This is a genomic window from Aurantiacibacter rhizosphaerae, assembly GCF_009807005.1.
GTDB classification, from domain to species: domain Bacteria; phylum Pseudomonadota; class Alphaproteobacteria; order Sphingomonadales; family Sphingomonadaceae; genus Alteraurantiacibacter; species Alteraurantiacibacter rhizosphaerae.
Map to the genome: position 1 here is coordinate 979,276 of NZ_WUBR01000002.1, position 17,952 is coordinate 997,227.

Annotated in this window: 11 protein-coding genes; 1 reads left to right on the forward strand and 10 read right to left on the reverse strand. The window is 62.1% G+C overall.

Going from position 1 to position 17,952, the window contains the following annotated elements:
* Positions 1 to 60 precede the first annotated feature (60 nt).
* The 6 genes from GRF63_RS12220 to GRF63_RS12245 form a co-directional block, all read right to left on the reverse strand.
* The gene (locus GRF63_RS12220) at positions 61 to 1,350 is read right to left on the reverse strand and encodes a c-type cytochrome (RefSeq protein WP_160486248.1); all 1,290 of its coding nucleotides are present in this window, start codon (positions 1,348 to 1,350) and stop codon (positions 61 to 63) included.
* A complete protein-coding gene (locus GRF63_RS12225; RefSeq protein WP_160486249.1) occupies positions 1,347 to 1,916 on the reverse strand; it encodes an SCO family protein in 570 nt (189 codons plus the stop codon). Before GRF63_RS12225 ends, GRF63_RS12220 begins: the two co-directional genes overlap by 4 nt.
* Positions 1,913 to 3,409 carry a WD40 repeat domain-containing protein gene (locus GRF63_RS12230; RefSeq protein WP_160486250.1) on the reverse strand — a complete coding sequence of 499 codons (1,497 nt, stop codon included), beginning with the start codon at positions 3,407 to 3,409 and terminating at the stop codon, positions 1,913 to 1,915. The genes GRF63_RS12225 and GRF63_RS12230 overlap by 4 nt, the downstream gene beginning before the upstream one ends.
* Before the next feature lie 3 nt (positions 3,410 to 3,412).
* Positions 3,413 to 9,283, reverse strand: coding sequence for a cupredoxin domain-containing protein (locus GRF63_RS12235; protein ID WP_160486251.1), 5,871 nt, complete (start codon positions 9,281 to 9,283; stop codon positions 3,413 to 3,415).
* 11 nt (positions 9,284 to 9,294) lie between these two features.
* Positions 9,295 to 10,020: a hypothetical protein gene (locus tag GRF63_RS12240; protein ID WP_160486252.1), complete on the reverse strand. Its 726-nt coding sequence runs from the start codon at positions 10,018 to 10,020 to the stop codon at positions 9,295 to 9,297.
* 526 nt (positions 10,021 to 10,546) lie between these two features.
* On the reverse strand, positions 10,547 to 11,203 hold the full coding sequence (locus GRF63_RS12245) for a TetR/AcrR family transcriptional regulator (protein WP_160486253.1): 657 nt from the start codon (positions 11,201 to 11,203) through the stop codon (positions 10,547 to 10,549).
* 384 nt (positions 11,204 to 11,587) lie between these two features.
* On the opposite strand from GRF63_RS12245, the gene GRF63_RS12250 reads away from it, so the two are divergent.
* A complete protein-coding gene (locus GRF63_RS12250; RefSeq protein ID WP_160486254.1) occupies positions 11,588 to 13,747 on the forward strand; it encodes a TonB-dependent receptor in 2,160 nt (719 codons plus the stop codon).
* Between the two features lie 106 nt (positions 13,748 to 13,853).
* On the opposite strand, the gene sucD is transcribed toward GRF63_RS12250, so the two are convergent.
* From sucD to GRF63_RS12270, 4 genes are all read right to left on the reverse strand, one after another.
* Positions 13,854 to 14,744 (reverse strand): succinate--CoA ligase subunit alpha, encoded by an 891-nt coding sequence (sucD, locus tag GRF63_RS12255; RefSeq protein WP_160486255.1) that lies wholly within the window; start codon positions 14,742 to 14,744, stop codon positions 13,854 to 13,856.
* Positions 14,741 to 15,940: an ADP-forming succinate--CoA ligase subunit beta gene (gene sucC / locus GRF63_RS12260; RefSeq protein WP_160486256.1), complete on the reverse strand. Its 1,200-nt coding sequence runs from the start codon at positions 15,938 to 15,940 to the stop codon at positions 14,741 to 14,743. Before sucC ends, sucD begins: the two co-directional genes overlap by 4 nt.
* Before the next feature lie 30 nt (positions 15,941 to 15,970).
* Positions 15,971 to 17,152 (reverse strand): acetyl-CoA C-acyltransferase family protein, encoded by a 1,182-nt coding sequence (locus GRF63_RS12265; protein ID WP_160486257.1) that lies wholly within the window; start codon positions 17,150 to 17,152, stop codon positions 15,971 to 15,973.
* 7 nt (positions 17,153 to 17,159) lie between these two features.
* On the reverse strand, positions 17,160 to 17,952 hold a 793-nt coding region (locus GRF63_RS12270; protein WP_160486258.1), incomplete at its 5' end, for an electron transfer flavoprotein subunit alpha/FixB family protein.

The following is a 17,952-nucleotide window of genomic DNA, read 5'->3' on the forward strand; positions in this document are numbered from 1 at the left end:
ACTGACGGCCATCTCTTCGCTCCGGTGTCGCACCTCTCGCGGCGCCGGAGCGTTTTAGTCTTATTGGCGATCTGTGCCTTGCCTCTTTCGCACAGGCGAAAGGCACGGCCCCATCTGACCTTCAGGCGCATCGATATGTTCGATCACGGCTGCTGTCGGCGGGGCAGCGGCGTGCAGGTTTGCGATCAGCTTCTGCCTGCTGAACCTTCTGCCACTGCGAGCCAATGCATCGCGCAGAACCTCAACCGCCAAAGCGGCATTGCGATCAACAGTCGTGGCAAGATCATAACGGGAAGGCGCCGCCACGCTCAACGCGCAGCTTTGCGCCAATGTGGAAAGATGCGGGCCGATCTGTTCGGCGCTGACATACAGCCTGCCGATCCTGCGTGCTTTCAGTCCTTCCAGCACCTGCCCCATGTCATCCGGCTGGGCGAGCAGCAACATGGCGGGACAATCAGTCGTCGTCTCCACCAGAGCAGACAGCGATTGTACGACCGCAAGCGACACAGCATCATCGGCAAAGGCGAAATCGACACAGCCAAATTGTGTCTGCGCCTGTTCAACCAAGGCAATCGCCTGTTGGCGAAGACCGGGCAGTAAGGGGAAGACCGCAGCATCGTCCGCCGTGCCGGAAAGCGCCGCGACGGGCGCGAAGTTCGCAATACCGCGATGGCGCAGAAGTTCGGCAATCGGCCCGCGATCGTCCAGCCCGACGCTGCCGATCACCAATGCGGGCGGGCGATCCTCCAGCTGCCCTTCCAGCTCAATAATCGGAAGACGCGCATCGAGCGTGACATGCTCCAGCCGCCGCCCGAATAACCGGTCCGTGTTTTCATCCACTGCGCGTGCCACCGCCGCTGCACTTGCCTCACCAAAGCCGCGCAGAGCGGGCGCTGCGGGCAAGATCGTGGCGATGGTAATCCTATCGTCGCCAACCCCGGCAAGCGCGTGATCCTGCTGCAGATAGACCTGCAAAGCATCGATATCCGTTGGTGACAGACGATAGCGCGGCATCAGCGCGTGCAGCGATCTGCCGCCGGGTGCGACCCCGCTATTCAGCGTCTGCGCCAGGGCATTGCGACCATAGCCGCGCGCTGACAGTTCATCCCACGCCAGCGCCGGAGCGATCACCCCGCCCTCGCTCCCGCCATCCAGCGGGCTGCGGTGACAATTGGCGCAGGCCGCATGCTGTCCGGTCAGCTCTATGCCTGCTGTCTCGGCCACGATGGGCTGCCCGTCCGCGCCTGCGCCGTGCTGATAAATCCCCATGCCCGATTGCCCGGTCTGGGCGGACACCGCGATTGAAGCGGCAAGGGCCAGCGATGCCAGGCCAAGGCGCGGCCACTTCATTCGCGCGCGGCAAGCATCGCGTCGGCCTTGGCGATCAACTGCGCTGGCCGCGGCGCGCCCTCCATCCGTGCCACCACATTGCGCTTGCCATCGATCACCAGGAAAGCGGGCGGATGTTCGGAAAGATTAGCCTCCAGCGCATTCAGCCCGGCCAGCACACTGCGCATCTCGCGAAAATCACCGCTCAGCCAGAACCACTCTCCCTCCGCGCCGAAGGTCTGCGCTCTTTTCGCCATCTTGGCGGGCGTATCGGATAGCGGGCTGAGGGTGAGCGTCACCAGTCGATAGCTTTGCTCTCGCCCCTCCATCTCCGCCTGCGTTGCCTGCATGATGCGGTCTGTGATCGGGCACACGGTCTGGCAACCGAGCCATGTGAAGCTGACGATCACCACCCTGTCGCCCAGCACATCGCGGTTGAAAAGGCGGGTCTGGCCCGACTGGTCGACCACCTCTGCATTGGAAAGCCCGTAACGCTGGCCCTGCGCCGTGCCGGTCTGCGGCAGGGCCAAGGCGGATAGCGACAGTGCGAGGCAGGATGCGCGCAGAGTTTGTCCTATCTTAGTCATGGCAGGGGTCCAATCGTTACGGGTTCGGCGGGGTAAGGGAGACCGCTGGGAACAAGCATGATCGTTTGTCCGCGCGGCAATGTCTCTTCCACCCGGTAGCTGGCATCCCCTGTTCGCACCGCATTGATGCGCCGCTGCCAGTTGGTGCCGGGTACGATAGCCAGCATGGCAAGACGCGGCGGCAGCTGAGCGCTATCGGCTCCCGCGACAGAGAAAACCGCGTCACCTCCGCCCGATCCGATCAGTTCGACGGCGGGTCGTTCTTGCCGGGCCATCGCGGGGCCTTCCACCTCGAAATCGAGGCAGCCGATCTGTTCGCTCTGCCTGTCTCGCACGACAAGGCGCCAGTTGCCGCCGTGTGGCGGGCTTATCGATGTGCGGAACTGGCCGGGCCGCACTTCGCGCAGGCTGCGATCATACACGCCGATATCCACTGGATGAGAGCCGCGAATGCGCACCACGTCATACGGGGCCAGCATTTCGGTGGGGGATCGCATGGTTCCGTGCCCATCGGACATGCCGCTTTCCATGTAGAGATAGACCGCGCTTTCCTGCGAGCTGAGAAACGCCATGCCATCGGTGCCGATGGGCGCCATGGGATCATCGCTTGGCAGCAGACCCACAGGGATCGCCACGACGTGCTCTTTATCCTCCGCCAGGGAAGTGAGGCGGATCATGGAAACATAGGCGCGTTCCGCCTCCCGCAGATAGAGGTAATCATCGGTGAAAGCCGTATGCGTGAAGCCTGCGTGGATCAGCAACGCGCGGGTCTGGCGGCCCAGCGCAAGGTCTACGACCTGCACCAGCCCCTCTTCTGGCGACAGGGCGAACAGCCAGCGCCCGTCTGGCGAAACCGCGATGCTTTGCGCCGGGGCGCGCAGATCCACAAATGGCGCAAACACGCTCGCATCGCGCGCGCTGGACAGGATGCGACCGCTTGCAGGCTCCAGCCGGAAATCGCGCTGCGCCAGGGATGACGTGGCGGATAGCGGATCGTCCAGTCCGCTGCGCTCCCCCGCCTTCAGATTGCCCGCATCCACCAGCGATCCGTCTGACAGGTTCAGCACCTCCGCCGTTTGCAGACCAGTGTGCCAGAGGCGGGCGATGCCGCCGTCCCCATCCACCTGCCAGCGTTCAATCGGCCGGCTTGCCGGGGTCAGCCACACGATATTCCCGCTCGCCAGCGCGCGTTCCGGGTCCACCGCAGTGATCGTGTTGTCACTGTTGCGAAGGATAATGAGCCAGCCATCGAGTTCGGATCGCAGGACACTGGCGGATGGCGGGGCGCAGGCGCCTTCGGGTTCCGGCACCAGCCAAGCGCGTGGCAGGGCACCGCCCAGGGCAAAATCCCCCTCCCCCAGCACCGAAACCGCGATGCCGGTGGCGCTGCCGACCTCTACGTCACCCTCCAGCTCGATGCGGATTTCCGCCGCTGCCGGACTGGCGATTAGGCCCAGCAGCAGCGGCAGAAGGAGTTTCGCCTTTCGCCGCACGCCCTACTCCCCGCTATCGGTGACAGAGCACGAGGAGCCCGCGCCGTCTCCGCTGGCTGCTTCGACCACGAAATGGCCCCACACCCCGCCAGAGAAGAAATGCGTCGGTCCATCACGATAGAGGTATGTGCCCGGCTGCACGCAGGTGAGCGTGGCCGTGATCGCCTTGCCCGGCCCCAGCAATGCCGCTGCCGGAGAGCCAAAGCTGGTGGCCGGATCGCCATTTGCGTCCACGGCGAAAGGCATGGTGTCCGGGTAATCATTGCCGACAATTTCGAAAGAGCGCTGCCGTGCCCGGCCACCGGGCTGAATCACCCTGAACTTCACCGTTTCACCCTCCAGCGCGGTGTAAACCGGCGTGGCAATCGCGCCGCCGCTTTGCGCCAGGAAATCTGCGGGGAATTGCTCGGTATTGAGGTTGCTATCCGCGCTCAGCCTGCCCGATCCATCGTCCAGCCGCGCCCACATGGGTTCACTGGAATAGCTCAGGCCCTTCTCGCCCCGGTCATAGCTGTCATCGCACACGGCGCAGTCGACAACCGGGCGCGTGGTGTCGCCATCGGGGCGGTGGAGGTTCATTCCATCCTGGTAGAACACCACGAATTCACGGAAGCCCTCCCCACCCGCGCAATCCGCCACGCGCGTGACAGGGCCGCTTTCACTGCCATCTGTTGCCGTGCAGACAATCGCCGAAGTGCCCTGCCCGCCGGCAAACAATTGCTGATATGGAGGGGGGAAATCTGGGTCTGCTGGCAAGGCAAGCGCATCCATGGAAGCCCCCGTTCGCGGGTCATAGGTGCGGCTGCCCTCAGGCTCGATCACCAGACCTGCGAACAGACCATGCGAAAGCTGCCCGAACACATCGCCCAGCGGCTTTATCGGCAAGGGGCCATAGGCATAGGGCATGGCATCCGCGCGGAAGGCGCAGGCCATTTTGCCGCCCGATTGCTCCACATCGCACAACGCATCATCCGACGGATCGAGCACAGGCGCGATGTTCAGCCGTCCGGCATAATACTCGGCCCTGAAATCCGCCGCGCCCGATGATGGATCGGCATGTCGGGGATAGGGCACGCCGTTGTTATCCCTGGCGTTATGGCCCACGAAATTGCCCACCTGCGCAGCGGGATATTGCGGCAGCACCGGGATGGAGAAGGACACGATATGGTCTGCGCCGATATCGTGATCCGCATTGTCCGGATCATCCGTGTTGACGGAGACGATGCGCGGCAGCAAGGCATCCCCGCGCTGATCGCCCATGCTGGGGCTGAGCGCGTTGACGACATTCAGCTTGATAATCGATCCGGCATTCACCCGCCACACCGGCGGCGCGGACAGGGGCGATGCGCTGAGATCATCGATAATCGCGCCAAGATTGGAACGCTGAGCGTCGATGATTTCAGGAGACGGCAGCAGCACCAGCCCATCGGGATCGGTAAGCGCCGGTGCGGCAGTGCGATAGGCCCTATCGTCCCAGCCCATCTGCGCCACGCTTGCCGCGATGGCCCAGATATGCACCTGCGGGGCAAGGCCCAGTGTCGGCTCAATCTGGCCGGTCACCTCGTTACTGGCAAGGCAATCGGCATAGATGGGCTGGCCATCCGGCCCTGCGCCGCTGGGGCCAATTGTGGGATCCTTCACATTTCCGCACCGCACATAGGCAAGCCCGTCCCCGCCATAGAGCGGAGCGAGATCGCCGCTGACGCCTTCCACACCGTTGTTGACGCGCAGCAGGCCCCAGGCCCCGTTCCAGATCGCATCCTGCGAGCCGAAGTGCATGAGGAAATCGGCATGTTGGCCAGCCGAAAGCCCGGCCTGGCGCGGGATCGCAAATTCCAGATGTTCTGAAATGCCCACTTCCTGCGCGCCGACGATTGCCATCGGATTATCGAAATATGGCTTTATGCTGCCGGTGTAATGTTCCAGCCGCGGCCAGCCCATGCCTTCCACCGTGAAAACATGCTGCACTTCCTGTGCGCCCTGCACCAGCCGGATGCCAACCCGCTCCCCCTCAAACGCGTTGAGGATGGGCGTACACGGATCGCCATGGCCGATCTGGAACGGGCCATCGCTGGCAAAGGCGAAGGCCAACTCTCCGCGATTGCCATCGCGGCGGCGGGAAAGATCGGTGCGGGTGGCGGGCAGTACGGCCAGATCCTCTGCCGCCAGGCCGGGGCCATTAAGGAAGGCGCAGGTCAGCCTGTTGCGCGTAACAGGGGCCGCGCTGGCGAGATCGGTGTAGGACAGATCACCCACGCGCAGCGGCACGGGCTCTCCGCGATAATTCACCAGATACGGGTCATGGTGATCGACGGAAATGCTTTCCGGCAATAGCGGCGGCGCAACCGGCCAGCCGCCATGGGCGCGCACCGTATTCCGGCGCTTTGCGAGCCGCGTAATGTCCTTTGCAAACACCAGTTCGGAATTGCGCGGATCTGATGCGTTCTTCAGCAGCAGGTCCAGCCCGCGGCGGAAACCGTTCTCTGCCAATTCCTCCTCAGCCGGGTCCACGGCGTCCCAGGGATCGGGCGTCTGCGCATCATTGGGGAAATCGCCCGAAATCTGCGCCACGCAGGGCGGCTCCGCACAGGCAGGATCATACAGCAGCGCGAAATCGGCAATGGCCAAAGCGAACTCGCGCGTGTCGGGATGTATCGCACGATCTTCCGCACCCACGATCAGTGCCTTTGCGCCAACCGCGCCGCTATCGGCCAGATCACGCGGCATTTCAGAACGGTCGGGCCGCAGCCATTCGCTGCCCTTCGGCTCCACCAGCAGGGCCGAATAGAACCCGTGCTGCTGGATCGATGATGGCGCGAAGTGATCATGCGTGAACACCGTGCCAAGCGTGCGATCGCTCTTGTCCGAACCATCGACGGCGCGGCCCAGCAGGGGATCGGCGAACCAGCGCTGCGTAGTGGTTTGCACGTGGTGCGGCAGCGCGATTTCAAACCGCTGCGCCGCGGTTTCGGCAGCGTGGAATGCATCGCACAGCGCCTCGTCCGTTGCCAGCGTGCCATCCAGCACGGCACCTTCCCGCGCCGCGCACAGGCGTTCCAGCACGGCGTCGGGGGCAAAGGTGCCGTCTTCGTAATTCCAGCCATTGCCCGATCCATCGGACGACGTGACGTCGAATTTCACCAGGTGAATATGCTGGCCGATCGTATCGGTGGGGGTCGCCACCTGAAAATCATCGAGGTCCAGATCCTTTGGCGTGCGATTGGAATGGTTGAAGGTGATGCACTCTCCCGATTCCGCGCGGAAGAAGAAGGGTTCGGCCCCGCGCGTGCGCAACAGGTAATCGTCCACATCCTGCGTCAGCACATTGATGCGCGCCTGCGGATCGTGCCAGCCATCCCTGTTTGTGACGAGGTCCATCTGCACGGCAGAAACATTGTAAGTGCGCATGGTGCCGTCCGGATTGGCGGGGTCCCACACACCACGGAAACGGCAGGGGTCAGCAAAGGGCGCGCCCGGCGCGGGCGCAGAACCGTTCACCGAAAATGCGGCTTCCAGCCCGCTATCGGGCAGCTTGCTGGGATAGCCAGCCTCATATCCGCCCGTCAGCGTGTGCAGCGTGCCATCGGCAGAGCGGACCCTGGTCGCCAGCCCGGCGTGGAAATCCATCGAACGGCGCTCTTCCGGCGTGCCGCCCGGATCCAGCAGGCGCAGCGTCACCTCTTCCAGTTCGGCCGTCATGTCAGCCAGAACCAGCGCGCGTTCCAGCAGCTTTCCGCCGCGCTCTATCGGGTCCAGCCCGCCGAAGTGATCGTCGATCTCGTCGGATTTCAGATGCGCCATGCCGCGCACGCCGCTTTCGATCACATGGCGCGGCAGGCCGCCATCGGCATCCGTCACATCGGCAAAATCGCCCGGCGGCTGCGGCGCGCGGTGGCCCGCCTCACCCGCGATATAGAAGGGATAGCCGGGCAGCCCCTCCGGCCCATAGGTGGGCAATGGCGGCAGGGGTTGGCCCGGCAGCGGGATCACCGCCGGGATCGGCGTGCCATCGCCCATCTGCCCCGTCAGCGGATCGGTGCCAACGCGTTGGCCCGGCGCAGCGGCGGCCAGATCGTATGACAGGCCAGCCTCTGCCTGCCCATCGGGAAGGCGGCGCGAGCCGTCCTCCACCACATCATGCACGCGCCACAAGGCCCACATGCCTTGCGCGAAATGGGGGTAGAGGTGGCAGTGGAAGATCGAATCCCCCACCGTGTGATTGCGATTGCCGGAGCTGCCGCCTTCCACATTATAGTCACTGCCGTAATGGCGCAGGCCGCCGCGATATATTTCATAGGTGAAGGCCTGGCCCGGCCCGATGGTCTGGCTGTCCAGATAGCTGCCCTGCGCCTGCTCCGGGTCCAGCGCCTCCCACTGGTGCGCGTGCAGGTGGAAGACGTGGGTTTCCTTGCCGACGTGCAGATTGCGGAAGACCACGCGATCATTCAGATAGCTGTGGTGGACGTTGGAGGGATCGTCCTCATACCCTTCCAGCAAGGCCGGATCGCCATTGGCCCAGCTTTGCAGGAAGAATTCCTCGTACATGCACTCCACGCAATCGCGCGCGGGGCCGATGCCTTTCCGGTTGGCCAGCAGGATGCTTCCCATTCCCGATGCACCGTAATTGATGGCGAAACCGTCCCCGATGCCGGCGAGCTGCCCCTCGGTTTCCAGTTCCCGAAAGGGCTCTGCGTAGAAGGTCTTCAGCTCATCGTGGAAGACGACAGTGAATTCGCGGTAGGACGGCAGGCAATCCCCCGGCAATGCATCGCACTCGGCCCGCGTCAGTTCGGGCGCGTCGTATTCCATGTTGCTGCCGGTGACGCGGCATTCATTGCGCAGCGCCTCATCCGTGCATTCCTCCACCACGGCATTGATATCGCCATATCGCAGGCGATAGCGGCGGCCGTCGCCTATCTTGTCCAGCATGCTGAGGAGCGGACTGTCATAGTCCAGCGTGCCGGGTCTTGCTGCGGATGTCATCAGCGGATCGGCGGGATCGCCAGCCTGCGGCCCCCACACCGCATCGAAATCCGCCTGATCCACCTGGCTGCGATACCAGCGGCTGTGGCGCGGCTGAACGTTGACGGCGCCGAACAGGCCGTGGATGGCGCTGCCGCTGTCCGCCTCCCCGCCAGCGGGCGCGGCGGAGCTTTGGAACAGGAAAGAGCCCTGTCGGGTGAGATCGTAGGAGCAGGTGAGCGTTTCGCCCGGCGCGATGGATTCCAGCGCGGTGCAACGCGGGTCCGTGCCCTCTCGCAGGCGCAGCCCCGGTATCGCCAGCGAAGCAAGGCGCGTGTGCGGCCAGTTCGCGTCAGGCCCATCCTCGGCTTCATGACCATCACCAACCTCCTGCGATTGGCGAAAATCGGGATAGGGGCCCTGGCATTCCTCCTTGTCACAGCTGCTGGCGTCAGGCGCTTCGGGCAGCAGCAGATTGGTCATCCGCACAACCAGCACATCACCCACATTGCCCCGCAGCACCAGCGGCCGCGGGCGCTTGTCACAGCGCAGGCGCACATTGCCGGCCAGCTGGAAATTGGCATCGCGCGCTGCCCCCGCGTCCCCAGCCAGATCGCCAATCGGTGTTTCGGTGCCGGGCGTGCACTGCGTCTGCACATCGGAGGGGATCTTCACCACGTCGCTGCGCAGCGCGAAGATCATGCCGTAGGGGTTGATCGATCCAAAGCGGTTGTAGGTGATCGCCTGATCCATGGCGACGATATCCGCCTCGATGATCCGGCCCTCGACATCGGTGGTTTCGGAGCCGGTGCCCTCGCCATCTTCAAGGGCATGGAGCGCGCCCGGCGTCAGCGCCAGAACGCTGGTGGAAACTGCGGCGGTGATCAGGCGGAAATTCCTTGTGCTGTTCATCTGCAGTCCCCTCAGATCAAAACGATATGGTCGAGCGCCAGGCAGCACGGATAGGCGTTGGCCTTGTCCTTGCTGGGGTCGGTTCCGTTCTGAAAATAATGCCCTGACGACACGATCCATTCGGCATAGCCATCAAGGCGGCCTGGGCCGGTGTGCATCAGGTCATGCGCCTGCCAGCCGCTCGTCTGCAAAGGGCCGAACACACCGTTATTGGCAAAGCCGGGCAATTGCAGCGTGGTGCAGAGCAGATCGTAGGATCGCCCGTCATGGCCGATCACCGGCTGATCATCCTCCGTCATGAACCGCGCCAACGCGAAGCCCACGTAATCGGCGCCGGTGCCGGGGAACCGCAAGGTGGTGCCAAATCGCCAGATAAAGCGCACGCCCTGACCGTGATCGATGCTGAGCGGGCAGCGCATGTAGGTGCCGCGCCCGCCCCTGATCGAGAAGCCGTTGCCGCAATCCAGCGTCCATTCCGAGAAACTCACCGAATTGCGCAGGGAACTGCGGTTGCCATCGGCATCGATTGTTTGCCCGGTGCCCAGCATTCCCACACCGTCAAGCACGGCAAAGCGGGGGCCATAGGATGCCTCGTCAATGGCCCAGGGCCTGCGATGCACATCCAGTTCGGAGACGCGGGCATCGAAAGAACTGTGTGCCACTCGCCGCGCACCCGATTCATCATACCCGTCAAAATTGCCCAGCTGGAACGTCTGGTTGAACGAAGGAAACACCATCAAAGCCCCCACTTTGTGCCCTCCTGATTGAAGGTTCACAATGAAATCAGAATTGGAAGCCAGGAAAGATCATCACTGCAAAAGCAGCTATTGAAGCTGTTTCAAAACGCACAGAAATAGACGAGGCCAAAAACGAATTGACCGTAAGATAATACTATCTCAACACGCACAGTATTGATCAATCGACTTCAAATCAGATGGATCAAATACCTTCCTGTCGCGCTCTGGAGTCAAGCGCGTTAAGATTTTATCGAAGATTTTCAACGGTGGATCGACACTATTCTGCGACGAACTGCAACTGACAGTAATGCAAGGTTCAATCCGACTCGCTGTGTCAGGATATTGCGCAATCAAACACGCAATATTGCTATCGGTATAATCGATTTAAAATGTGCAACTTAACGATTGTTACAATTCTATTGCCAGTTCAGCCATTGGTCGTCAGATTTGCTAGCGGCAACCCAAAGCGACGTTCTGGCGACATGGCGCCTTCGTTGCACATTGGCTCTACGCCAGAGGTGTAGCCTCAATCGCCCTTTGCCGCAGGCGCCGCGCAGCGATTGACGACGGTTGCGATGATCTCATCACGGCGAGCGGACAACTGATCGGGCGAATGGGCATCAAATTCGAACACGTGCCCAAAGGTGTGAACATTGGCGATGTAGTGAAAGCACAAGGCGCTGGCGGTGAGGTGAACCTGCAGGGGATCCAGCCCCTTTCGCATCGTGCCTTCCTCCACCCCGCGATCAAGGATCTGGCGCATCGTATCCAGCGCCACTTCGCGTTGCAGAAAGCTGTCGATAGAACGGATCTGCGCCCCGCGATTGATGTTCTCCCCCATGATGATCCGAACGATCTGCGGACGCTGCGCATGCACATCGAATGTGGCGCTGACCAATGCGGCAAGAGCATCAAGCGCTGGCAGGTCAGCATAATCAACCGCGCCCTCGGCAATGCGGAACTCGGCATAGGCCTGCTCCAGAACGGCGCGGTACAGGCCATCCTTGCTGCCGAAATGGTAATAGATCATGTGCTTGCTGGTGGCGGTGCGCGACGCAATCTCCTCCACCCGTGCACCGGCCAGCCCTTTCTCGGCGAACTCCTCCGTTGCCACCGCGATAAGTTCGGCCCGCGTTGCCGAGGCATCGCGCTTTCGCCGTTGGCCGGTAACCGCTTGTCCCATGCCGTTTTACCCTGCCCGACCCATGTTTTGCCCATATTTGACCCAAGTCATAACCAGTAAAGATCACAGGAGGCAACTGCATTCCATCCGTTATGTTTGTAGTTGACCCAACAGTGATGAATATTTAGGGGCCGCGCCAAAGGACCTCCAAATAATGGAGGCGGCGTGAGGAGGACGTCTTGATCGTATTCAGCAACCGCTGCGTTGCCGCTGCTGCCTGCGCGGCATTATCATGACCGCCCTTCGCGCCATTTCCTGCTCATATCCGGATACCGCCAGCCTGCCGCTGCATGCCCTTGCATTGCGCCTGCCTACGGGTGGTGAACCGAGCGGCCGATCCCATCACTTCATTTTCACGAAATCCCCAGGGAGGAGAATAAACCCATGAGAAAAGTCGTATTTATCGCAGGCACTTCGCTTGCAGCAATCATCACCGCAAGCCCGGCGTTCGCGCAGGAAGTTGAACCCTCCGCAGGCGCGGCCGCAGTCAATGACAATGTCATCATCGTCACCGGCCTGAAGCGCGATCAGGATCTGCAGGATGTAAACGTCGCTGCAACCGTGATCGGCGGCGAAAACCTCACCGATCTGGGGGTGGAGCGGTTTGACGATCTGCAGACCGTCGTTCCCAGCCTTTCGGTCAGCGATTCCGGCCTTACGCAATCGGTCAACATCCGCGGCGTGGGCCTTGCCAGCGGCAGCCCCAGTGCCGCCAACGGCGTGGCAACCTATATCGACGGTGTGTTCCAGCCACCGATCGTAAGCACCAACAGCTTCTACGACATCGGCTCTGTCGAAGTACTGCGCGGCCCGCAGGGCACCTTCGTCGGTTCCAACTCCACCGGCGGCGCGATCTTCATCAACTCACGCGCGCCTGAACTGGGCGATTTCAACGGCTATGTTCAGGGCGAATTCGGCAATTATTCTCGTGGCAGCCTGGAAGGCGCGATCAACCTGCCGGTGGGCAACACTCTGGCCGTTCGCGTGGCCGGCATCGCCCGCACGCGGGATAGCTATTATAACAATATCAACGGCCGCGATCCTGCCCAACTGCAGGAATACGGCGCGCGCGTGGGCGTGTATTGGGAGCCTTCTTCCAGCTTCAACGCCCTGATCCGCGGCGAAGTGGCGGACAAGGAAACGGGCGGCTACGCCTATCGCCCCATCGTGGGCACCGCTTTCGAGGCTGGCCGGACGAATGACATTCGCCTGCTGGATTACAACAGCCCCACGCAGAATGACGAGACGAACCAGCAAGTTACCGCACGCCTGGAATATTACACCGACAGCGACATCACCTTCCGCGTGATAGGCGGTTACCAGGACAAGCAGATCCAGAACCTTTACGATTCCGATGGCACATCCCTGGCGATGAACGAGCAGACGCAGTTCGTTCGTGAAGAGGTGTATACAGGCGAAGTGAACATCATTTCCGACGATACCCAGCGTTTCAGCTGGATCGTGGGCGGCTATTTCCAGCGCAATGAAATCCTGGTCGACATCACCAACAATCCCAACGGCTTCCCGGTCGATGTCGATATCGAGAACCGCAAGATCACCACCGGCCTGTTCGGCCAGGTCAGCTACGATATCAGCGATACGCTGTCGGTCGATCTTGGTGGGCGTTACAGCACCTATGACGTGGAAGGCTCGGGCGCTGTGACCCTGCGCCTTCCCGGCATCGTGGTGGGCGATCCCGGCGGATCTTATGATGATGACCAGTTCACCGGCAAGCTGGGCCTGAACTTCGAACCCAATGCCGATCACCTGTTCTACGCCTTCGTGGCCAAGGGCTACAAATCGGGCGGTTTCGCCAGCCCCACCACGTCCTTCGAACCAGAACAGGTGTGGGATTACGAAATCGGCTGGAAGGGAACCTTCGGCCCGGTCACTACCCAGCTTGGCGCGTTCTATTATGACTACAGTGATTTCCAGCTGGACGTGATTGCACAGGATACAGGCCGTGCTTCCCTCACCAACCTTACCGATGCGACCGTGAAGGGCATCGAAGGCCAGGTGCAGGTGCGTAGCGGTGCCCTCGATCTGAGTGCGGGCTTCGCCTATACTGACAGCTCGCTTTCAGGCACCGATTTTGTCGATACACGCAGCTTTGCGATCGCCTTTCCGGGTGTGAGCAACGCACCACAGTGTCCGGCTGGCACGCCTTCCAACCCGCCTTTCTGCATTGACTACTCTCCGTTCATCCTAACGACGGATGGCGGGCCGAACCTGTATTCGCCGGAATTCACGTTCAACGCATCAGCGGCCTACACGATGTTCGTTGGCGATCTGGAAATCACGCCGCGCGTGTCCTACTCGCACCTCGGCGATCGGTTTGCCTATATCGCCTATGATCCCGTGCGCGATCTTCTGCCGGCCTTCGATCTGGTAAATGCTTCGCTCACCTTTGAATACGAAGCGGTCGCGGTCGATTTCTTTGGCACCAATTTGCTGGACGAAGAATATATCACCGGCCAGTCCGGCAATAATGAATATTATGGTGCGCCAACGGAATACGGGGTGCGCGCGCGCTTCACGTTCTGATGCAATAAAGCCCAGGCAGAATGGCGCGCTGATCAAGGCGCGTCATTCTGCACTGGGGTAGGTTCGGCGCTGGGCGCGAACTCGGCCTTTTCTTCCTGCCGAAAGGTTACACGGCTTCCTTCAACAGGGCATCCAGCGTGGTGCCCAGTTCGGATGGAGAGGGGGAAACGCGGATGCCCGCATCTTCCATCGCCGCGATCTTGTCGTCCGCGCCGCCCTTGCCGCCCGATACGATGGCGCCTGCATGGCCCATCCGCCGTCCCGGAGGGGCGGTGAGGCCGGCGATGAAGCCAACCATCGGCTTGCGGCGGCCTTTGGCAGCTTCCTGCTTGATGAACTCGGCCGCTTCTTCCTCTGCGCTGCCGCCGATTTCGCCGATCATGATGATCGACTTGGTGGCATCATCGTCCAGGAACAGGTCCAGCACATCGATGAAGTTGGTGCCGTTAACGGGATCGCCGCCGATGCCGACAGCCGTGGTCTGGCCAAGGCCGACAGCGGTTGTCTGATGCACGGCTTCGTAAGTCAGCGTGCCGGAGCGTGAAACCACGCCAACGCTGCCCTTCATGAAGATGGAGCCGGGCATGATGCCGATCTTGCATTCCTCCGGCGTAAGCACGCCGGGGCAGTTGGGGCCGATCAGGCGGGACTTGCTGCCCGAAAGCGCGCGCTTCACGCGCACCATGTCCATCACGGGCACGCCTTCGGTGATCGTGATGATCAGCTCGATCTCTGCCTCGATAGCCTCAAGGATGGCATCTGCTGCGAAAGGCGGCGGCACGTAAATGCACGATGCGGTGGCGCCGGTGGCTTCCCTGGCTTCGCGCACGGTATTGAACTGCGGCAGGCCGAGATGCTCGGAGCCGCCTTTGCCCGGCGTAACGCCTGCCACCATCTTGGTGCCGTAATCCAGCGCCTGCTGCGTGTGGAACGTGCCGGTGTTACCGGTCATCCCTTGCGTGATGACCTTGGTGTCTTTGTTTACGAGGATGCTCATGCCGCTTCCTTCACCTCTGCGACGATTTTCTTGGCGGCGTCGCCCAGGTCGTCTGCGCTGACGATGGGCAGGCCGGAATTGGCGAGGATATCCTTGCCCTGCTGCACATTCGTGCCTTCCAGGCGCACCACCAGCGGAACGTCCAGTTCCACTTCCTTGGCTGCGATCACGATGCCTTCTGCGATCGTATCGCAGCGCATGATGCCGCCGAAAATGTTGACCAGAATGCCCTTCACCGATGGATCCGACAGGATGATCTTGAAGGCCGCCGTCACCTTCTCCGTCGTCGCGCCGCCGCCCACGTCCAGGAAGTTGGCAGGGAAGGAACCGTTCAGCTTGATGATATCCATCGTCGCCATGGCCAGCCCTGCGCCGTTCACCATGCAGCCGATGTCGCCGTCCAGCTTGATATAGGCAAGATCGTGCTTTGAAGCCTCGACCTCCATCGGGTCTTCCTCGGTCTCGTCACGCATTGCCTCCACATCGGGGTGGCGATAGAGCGCGTTGGAATCGAAGCTCATCTTGGTGTCGAGCACCAGCAGCTCTCCGCCTTTGGTTTCCACCAGCGGATTGATCTCCAGCATGTCGCAATCCAGCGCCGTGAAAGCCTCATAAAGCTTCTTCGACAGCTTCTGCGCTTCCTTCGCCAGCTGACCGTCCAGCTTCAGAGCAAAGGCCACGGCGCGGCCGTGATGCGGCATGAAGCCGGTGGCGGGATCGATGGTGATGGTGGCGATCTTCTCGGGCGTGTTATGGGCCACGTCCTCGATATCCATGCCGCCCTCGGTGGAAACGATCATGGCCACGCGGCTGCTTTCCCGGTCGATCACCATGGAAAGATAGTATTCCTTGGCGATGTCCACGCCATCGGTGACGTACAGGCGATTGACCTGCTTGCCCTCGTCACCCGTCTGCACGGTGACCAGCGTGTTGCCGAGCATGTCCTTCGCATCGGCTTCAACCGCATCGATGCTTTGGGCAAGGCGCACGCCGCCCTTGGCATCTGCGGGAAGCTCGGTGAACTTGCCCTTGCCGCGGCCACCAGCATGGATCTGCGCCTTCACCACATACAGCGGCCCCGGCAGCTTCTTCGCGCCTTCGACAGCCTCCTCCACGCTCATCGCAGGATAGCCGGTGGGCACACCAATGCCGAATTTCGCGAGCAGTTCCTTGGCCTGGTATTCATGGATGTTCATAAGCTTGCTGTCCTGATCTTTCCTCGCGCCTCAGGCGCAGTTCTCGATTACCATGGCGATGCCCTGCCCGCCGCCGATGCACATTGTCATTAGCCCGTAACGCTTGCCGGTGCGCTGCAATTCATAGGTGCATTTGACGGTAAGAATTGCGCCTGTGGCACCCACGGGATGGCCCAGCGATATGCCGGACCCGTTGGGATTGGTCTTTTCCGGATCGAAGCCAAGTTCTTTTGCCACGCCGCATGCCTGCGCGGCAAAGGCCTCGTTGCTTTCGATCACGTCGATCTGGTCCAGCGTCAGGCCAGCGCGTTCCAGCGCGATCGGCACGGCCTTTACCGGGCCAAGGCCCATCACCTCCGGCTGCACACCTGCGTGGCCCCAGCCAAGGATCTTCGCCATCGGCGTTGCGCCTGCCGCTTCCACGGCCTCGCCCGTTGCCAGCACCACGGCTGCCGCACCATCATTGATGCCGGAGGCATTGCCCGCGGTGACGCTGCCTTCCTTCTTGAAGGCAGCCCGCAATCCGGCCAGCGTTTCCATGCTGGTGCCGGGCTTCACATGCTCGTCCGTGTCGAAAACGGTGGTCCCCTTGCGGGACTTGATTTCCACCGGCACGATCTGGTCCTTGAAGTACCCTTGCTCAATCGCTCTGGCGGCGCGGGCATGGCTCTCCACGGCCAGTGCATCCTGCTCCTCCCGGCTGATGGCGCAGCGTTCGGCCACGTTTTCAGCGGTGATGCCCATGTGGACGTCATCGAAAGGATCGGTCAGCGCGCCCAGCATGGCATCCACCATCGCCGCATCGCCCAGCTTTTGCCCACTGCGCAGCTTCAGCACGTGGTGCGGCGCGTTGGACATGCTTTCCGCGCCCGCGCCGATAGCCACCTCGGCCTCCCCCAGCGCCAGCATCTGCGCTGCGGAGACAATCGCCTGCAGGCCCGAACCGCACAGCCGGTTTACCGTCATCGCCGGTGCTTCGATCGGCACACCGGCCTTCACCGCCGCAACGCGCGCGACATAGGCATCGGAGGGCTGGCTGGGGATCACATTGCCCAGCACCACGTGCTGCACCTTGTCGGCGCCAAGGCCTGAGCGGCTGATGGCTTCGCGGATCGCGATCTCGCCCAGCTCCGCCGGACGCAGGCTGGCCAGCGATCCGCCAAAGCTGCCGATCGCGGTGCGCGCTGCACCAATGATGTAGATCTCGGTCATCGCTATCCTACAGCTTTTCGGTCAGTTCCGGGACGGCGTTGAACAGGTCTGCGACCAGGCCGATGTCGGCGACCTGGAAGATGGGGGCGTCCGGGTCCTTGTTGATGGCGACGATGATCTTGCTGTCTTTCATGCCGGCAAGATGCTGGATCGCGCCGGAGATGCCCACGGCGATATAGACTTCGGGCGCCACGATCTTGCCGGTCTGGCCGACCTGGTAATCATTGGGCACATAGCCTGCATCCACCGCCGCGCGCGATGCGCCGATGGCGGCGCCCAGCTTGTCTGCCAGCGGGGTGATATATTGCTCGAACGTCTCGGCATCCTTCAGCGCGCGGCCACCGGATACGACGATGCCTGCGCTGGTGAGTTCGGGACGATCACTCTTCACCGCATCCAGCCCCACGAAGCTGGAAAGCCCCGCATCGCCGGGGCCGCTGGCGGCCTCTGTTCCGGCGCTGCCGCCGCTGGGTTCCGCCTTGTCGAAGGCGGTGGTGCGCACGGTGACCACCAGCTTTGGATCGCTGCTTTCGACAGTGGCGATGGCGTTGCCGGCATAGATCGGGCGGGTAAAGCTCTTAGGGCCTTCCACGCTGATGATGTCGGACACCTGCATCACGTCCAGCTGCGCGGCAACGCGCGGCAGCACGTTCTTGCCGGTGGTGGTGGCAGGGGCGAGCACGGCATCATAACCGTCCATCAGCCCGGCGATCAGCGGGGCGACGTTCTCGGCCAGGCCATCGGCATAGGCGGCATCGTCTGCCACCAGCACCTTCTCCACACCGGCGATGGCGCCGTGC

Excerpts from the sequence above, each read along its gene's own strand:
- GRF63_RS12220 (WP_160486248.1), bottom strand. The coding sequence starts at position 1,350 with ATGAAGTGGCCGCGCCTTGGCCTGGCATCGCTGGCCCTTGCCGCTTCA.
- GRF63_RS12250 (WP_160486254.1), top strand. The coding sequence starts at position 11,588 with ATGAGAAAAGTCGTATTTATCGCAGGCACTTCGCTTGCAGCAATCATC.
- sucD (WP_160486255.1), bottom strand. The coding sequence starts at position 14,744 with ATGAGCATCCTCGTAAACAAAGACACCAAGGTCATCACGCAAGGGATG.
- GRF63_RS12240 (WP_160486252.1), bottom strand. The coding sequence starts at position 10,020 with ATGGTGTTTCCTTCGTTCAACCAGACGTTCCAGCTGGGCAATTTTGAC.
- GRF63_RS12265 (WP_160486257.1), bottom strand. The coding sequence starts at position 17,152 with ATGACCGAGATCTACATCATTGGTGCAGCGCGCACCGCGATCGGCAGC.
- GRF63_RS12235 (WP_160486251.1), bottom strand. The coding sequence starts at position 9,283 with ATGAACAGCACAAGGAATTTCCGCCTGATCACCGCCGCAGTTTCCACC.
- GRF63_RS12245 (WP_160486253.1), bottom strand. The coding sequence starts at position 11,203 with ATGGGACAAGCGGTTACCGGCCAACGGCGAAAGCGCGATGCCTCGGCA.
- sucC (WP_160486256.1), bottom strand. The coding sequence starts at position 15,940 with ATGAACATCCATGAATACCAGGCCAAGGAACTGCTCGCGAAATTCGGC.
- GRF63_RS12225 (WP_160486249.1), bottom strand. The coding sequence starts at position 1,916 with ATGACTAAGATAGGACAAACTCTGCGCGCATCCTGCCTCGCACTGTCG.